Annotated in this window: 3 protein-coding genes; all 3 read left to right on the top strand. The window is 69.9% G+C overall.

Annotated features, from left to right (window positions below; translation table 11 throughout):
* Nucleotides 1–1088: 2-oxoglutarate dehydrogenase, E2 component, dihydrolipoamide succinyltransferase (gene sucB, locus ACFWP5_RS51675; RefSeq protein ID WP_384174172.1), on the top strand; the 1088-nt coding region annotated here is incomplete at its 5' end.
* A gap of 534 nt (nt 1089–1622) precedes the next feature.
* Complete coding sequence (locus ACFWP5_RS51670) at nt 1623–2246, top strand: GntR family transcriptional regulator (RefSeq protein WP_384174169.1); 624 nt, start codon at nt 1623–1625, stop codon at nt 2244–2246.
* Between the two features lie 395 nt (nt 2247–2641).
* Nucleotides 2642–5344 (top strand): pyruvate dehydrogenase (acetyl-transferring), homodimeric type, encoded by a 2703-nt coding sequence (gene aceE / locus ACFWP5_RS51665; RefSeq protein ID WP_384174166.1) that lies wholly within the window; start codon nt 2642–2644, stop codon nt 5342–5344.
* Nucleotides 5345–5435: the final 91 nt, after the last annotated feature.

The raw sequence follows: 5435 nt of genomic DNA, 5'->3' as shown, positions 1-5435 counted from the left end.
GGACACCGACCATGCGCCGCGCCTTGATCGTCGTAGACGTGCAGAACGACTTCTGTGAGGGTGGCAGCCTCGCGGTGGCCGGGGGTGCCGATGTGGCCGCCGCCATCACGGAGCTGATCGGGCAGGCGCCCGCCGCACAGGCGACGGACGACGGCGCCTACGTCACCCCGCTGGTGCGCAAGCTCGCCTCCGAGAACGGCGTGGACCTGTCCACCGTCAAGGGCACCGGCGTCGGCGGCCGTATCCGCAAGCAGGACGTCATCGCCGCCGCCGAGGCCGCGAAGAAGGCCGCCGCCGCTCCGGCTCCGGCCGCTGCCGCAGCTCCGGCCGCCGCGGCGAAGAAGACGCCGACCCTGGAGGCCTCTCCCCTCCGTGGCCAGACCGTCAAGATGCCCCGCATCCGCAAGGTCATCGGCGACAACATGGTCAAGGCGCTGCACGAGCAGGCGCAGCTGTCCTCGGTCGTCGAGGTCGACGTCACGCGGCTGATGCGGCTGCGCGGCCAAGCGAAGGACTCCTTCGCCGCGCGCGAGGGCGTCAAGCTCTCCCCGATGCCGTTCTTCGTGAAGGCGGCGGCCCAGGCGCTGAAGGCCCACCCGGCCATCAACGCCCGGATCAACGTCGAAGAGGGCACGATCACCTACTTCGACACCGAGAACGTCGGTATCGCGGTGGACTCCGAGAAGGGCCTGATGACCCCGGTCATCAAGCACGCGGGCGACCTGAACATCGCCGGTATCGCCAAGGCCACCGCCGAGCTCGCGGGCAAGGTCCGGGCGAACAAGATCACCCCGGACGAGCTGTCCGGCGCGACCTTCACCATCTCCAACACCGGTTCGCGCGGCGCGCTCTTCGACACGATCATCGTGCCCCCGAACCAGGTCGCGATCCTCGGCATCGGTGCCACGGTCAAGCGCCCGGCGGTCATCGAGACCGAGGAGGGCACGGTCATCGGCGTCCGCGACATGACGTACCTGACCCTCTCCTACGACCACCGCCTGGTGGACGGCGCGGACGCCGCCCGCTACCTGACGGCGGTCAAGGCGATCCTGGAGGCGGGCGAGTTCGAGGTCGAGCTCGGCCTGTAGTCAGCCAGTCGGCCTGTTGTTTGTACGGTGCCCCCGTTCCGGAGACCCTCCGGGCGGGGGCGCCGTACGTTTCCCACGGCGCGCGGCACGTCGTATGCCGCTCGGCATCCCGGCGTACGATCCCGTCGAGTGCCGGGCGCCGGTGTCGCCGCCGGGCGGGGTGCTCAGCCGGCCCGGTCGACATGGCCGAACTCCTGGGCGCCGCCCGGTCTCACGAAGACGCGGGAGCCGCCGGGGCCACAGCGCCGGCCATGTTCCGCAGCAGCGCGGCGCCCGACAGGGCGTCCGCCGCGATGGACGTCGGCCGACGCCCGGTCGCCCCCCATGGCCGACACCGCCATGGCCACGAGTCCGACCCCGCGCCCCGAACTCCCGCTGCTCACCGCATCCCCCAACGTGCCGAGGGCGGACCGCGCCGACCGCCCCACCAGCGTGTAAGTCTCGTCTCACCTGCATGAAAGCGCCCCCGTGCGCCCTTCCCGAGCGGGCGTGCGGCCTTATTGTCTAAACGTCAAACGCCCTTAAGGAGCTCTCATGACCGCGCCCGTCGTCCACTCGCTGCGCGAACAGATCCGCGAGCACATCGTGGAGGGGATCGTGAGCGGCCGCTGGAAACCGGGCGAGCGGATCGTGGAGCGGCGGATCGCGACGGAGCTGGAGGTCAGCCAGACGCCGGTGCGGGAGGCGTTGCGCGAGCTGGAGTCGCTGCGGCTGATCGAGTCCGCGCCGAACAAGGGCGTACGCGTACGGAATCTGACCGCGGCCGACCTGGAGGAGAGCTACCCGGTGCGGGCCGGTCTGGAGGCCATCGCGGCGGAGCTGGCGGCCGGGAAGCTGGCCGAGGACTGCTCCGCCCTGGAGCCGCATGTGGCCGCGCTGTACGAGGCCGACCGGAACGCGGACGGGACCGGGCAGGTGCGGCACACCGTGGGTTTCCACCGCGAGCTGGTCCGGGCCGCAGGCAACTCAGTGCTGCTGCACACCTGGGAAGGCCTCGGCATCGAGGTGTTCACCGCGCTGTCGATCCGCTGGCTGGGGACGGTCCAGCAGTCGTACGCGGAGGAGCACGAGGAGTTGGTGGCCGCGTTCCGGCGCCGGGATCCGCGGATCGCGGAGCTGGTGAAGGCACATGTGCTGGGCTGCGCGCCGCGCGCCTGAGAGTTGCCTCTCCGCCGCGAGAGCTTGAGAGTTCCCTCTCCGTCGCGACGGCGCTCAGCCAGGACGGCGGTTCAGGACAACGGTTTTCGGCGGTGCCGCGCCCCGCCCCGGAGACGCCCGAACACAGGAGCGCTCCCCCGCTCAAAAGCCCCGCCGACCTGCGAAAACCCCGGGCGACTACGACACCCGGTGCCGCCGTCGGAGACACCCCGTGCCGACTTTCCCGTAATCAAGATATTTTGCCCGGGAACCTTTGATCGATCATCGATCAGGGAGTTACAGTCACCGACGGGCTCCTACAAGGGCCCGCCGCCCTGTCCTGCCAAAGACCAAGGGCACCCCCGAAATCCCCTTGCCGATGAGGGAACCCCCCTTCGACCGAGGAAGGCGGCGTTATGACCGACCCCTACGCCATCCAGCCGAGCGAGCTCGACCAGCTCCCGGACCGCGACCCCGAGGAGACCGCCGAATGGCAGGCCTCCCTGGACGCCGTCGCGAAGGCTGCCGGCCCGCACCGTGCCGCATACCTGATGCGCCGCACGCTGGAGCGCGCGGAGGGCAACGGCGTCGCGCTGCCCAAGCTGCTTGAGACGGACTACGTCAACACCATCCCGACCGCCGCCGAGCCGTCCGCGCCCGGCGACGAGGCGTTGGAGCGCCGGATCACCGCGTGGAACCGCTGGAACGCGGCGGCGATGGTGACCCGCGGCGCGAAACACGGCGTCGGCGGCCACATCGCGACCTTCGCGTCCGCGGCCTGGCTGTACGAGACCGGCTTCAACCACTTCTTCAAGGGCAAGGAGGCGGACGGCTCCGGCGACCAGCTGTACATCCAGGGCCACGCCTCCCCCGGCATCTACGCCCGCGCCTTCCTCGACGGCCGCCTCACCGAGGCGCACCTCGACAACTTCCGCCAGGAGGCGGGCGGCAACGGCCTCCCGTCGTACCCGCACCCCCGCCGCCTGCCCTGGCTCTGGGAGTTCCCGACCGTCTCCATGGGCCTCGGCCCGCTGTCGGCGATCTACCAGGCGCGCTTCAACCGCTACCTGACGGCGCGCGGCATCAAGGACGTCTCCGAGTCGCACGTCTGGGCCTTCCTCGGCGACGGCGAGATGGACGAGCCCGAGTCGACGGCCGCCCTCGCACTCGCGAGCCGCGAGGGTCTGGACAACCTGACCTTCGTCATCAACTGCAACCTGCAGCGCCTCGACGGCCCGGTCCGCGCGAACTTCAAGATCGTGCAGGAGCTGGAGGCCCAGTTCCGCGGCGCCGGATGGAACGTCATCAAGTCGCTGTGGGGCAACGCCTGGGACGAGCTGCTCCAGCTCGACACCACGGGCGCGCTCGTACGACGCCTGCGCGAGGTACCCGACGCCCAGGTGCAGACGTACCAGACGCGTGGCGCCGCCTACATCCGCGAGGACTTCTTCGGCAAGGACCCGGCGCTCGTCGAGCTGGCGAAGCTGCTGAGCGACGACAAGATCCTTGAGTGTTTCCACCTCTCGCGCGGCGGTCACGAGGCGAACAAGGTCTACGCCGCGTACAAGGCGGCCGTAGAGCACAAGGGCGGCCCGACGGTCATCCTGGCGCAGACGGTCAAGGGCCACACGCTCGGCGAGGGCTTCGCGTCGAAGAACGCCAACCACCAGATGAAGAAGCTGTCGACGGACGAGTTCAAGCAGATGCGTGACCTGCTCGAACTCCCCATCAAGGACAGCGACTTCGTCGACGGGGTCGTGCCCTACGGCCACCCCGGCGCCGGCTCCCCCGAGGTCCGTTACCTCCAGGAGCGCCGCGCGGCGCTCGGCGGCCCGGCCCCCGCTCGTCGTACGCACGCGCTCGCTCCGCTGCCGTCCGCCTCGGAGAAGGCGTTCGCGTCCTTCGACAAGGGCTCCGGCACGCAGAACGTGGCGACGACGATGGCCTTCGTACGGCTCGTCAAGGACCTGGTCCGCGACAAGGAGACCGGCAAGCGCTGGGTGCCGATCGTCCCCGACGAGGCGCGCACGTTCGGCATGGAGTCGCTGTTCCCGTCGCTCGGGATCTACTCCCCCAAGGGCCAGACGTACGAGCCCGTCGACCGCGACCAGCTCATGTACTACAAGGAAGCCAAGAACGGTCAGATCCTGAACGAGGGGATCACCGAGGCGGGCTCCATGGCGGACTTCATCGCCGCGTCGACGTCGTACGCGACGCACGGCGAGGCGATGATCCCGTTCTACATCTTCTACTCGATGTTCGGCTGGCAGCGCACGGCCGACCAGATGTGGCAGCTCGGCGACCAGCTCGGCCGCGGCTTCCTGGTCGGCGCGACGGCCGGTCGTACGACGCTGACGGGCGAGGGCCTCCAGCACGCCGACGGTCACTCGCCGGTGATCGCCGCGACGAACCCGGCCGCGCTGTCGTACGACCCTGCGTTCGCGTACGAGGTCGCCGCGATCGTGAAGGACGGCATCCGCCGTATGTACGGCGAGGCGGCCCCGGGCGAGGACTCGAACGTCTTCTACTACCTGACGGTCTACAACGAGCCGATCCCCCAGCCCGCCAAGCCGGCCGGTCTCGGTATCGACGAGGGCATCGTCAAGGGCCTGTACCGCTTCAACACGGCGGAATCGGCGGGACTTTCGCCTGCCGCCAACGCGGCTCGTATCCAGCTGCTCGGTTCCGGTACGGCGATCCACTGGGCGCTGAAGGCGCAGCGGTTGCTCGCCGAGGAGTGGGGTGTCGCTGCCGACGTGTGGTCGGCGACGTCCTGGACCGAGCTGCGGCGGGATGCGCTGGACGCGGATGCGGCGCTGCTCCGGGGTGAGGAGCGGGTGCCGTATGTCCGGCAGGCGCTGCAGGGTGCCGAGGGGCCTGTCCTCGCGGTCTCCGACTACATGCGGCAGGTTCCCGACCAGATCGCGCAGTGGGTCGAGCAGGACTACTCGTCGCTGGGTGCGGATGGCTTCGGTCTGTCCGACACGCGTGACGCTGCCCGGCGTTACTTCGGTGTCGACGCGGAGTCGATCGTCGTGGCGGCGCTGGCGCAGTTGGCGCGGCGTGGGGAAGTGAAGGCTACGGCGGTCAAGGAGGCGCGGGAGCGCTACGGGCTGTAGGGGAGTTTTTCGCCCCCGCCGCCCCTACCCGTCCCATCCTTCTGGGGCTCCGCCCCAGACCCCGCGCCTCAAACGCCGGAGAGGCTGAGAA

The organism is Streptomyces sp. NPDC058469 (genome assembly GCF_042721125.1).
Lineage (GTDB): Bacteria > Actinomycetota > Actinomycetes > Streptomycetales > Streptomycetaceae > Streptomyces.
Note: the sequence above shows the minus strand (reverse complement) of the source record. Positions and strands in the feature narration are given on the sequence as shown.

What these genes read in the sequence shown, in the direction of transcription:
- ACFWP5_RS51670 (WP_384174169.1), top strand. Translation starts at nt 1,623, where the DNA reads ATGACCGCGCCCGTCGTCCACTCGCTGCGCGAACAGATCCGCGAGCAC.
- aceE (WP_384174166.1), top strand. Translation starts at nt 2,642, where the DNA reads ATGACCGACCCCTACGCCATCCAGCCGAGCGAGCTCGACCAGCTCCCG.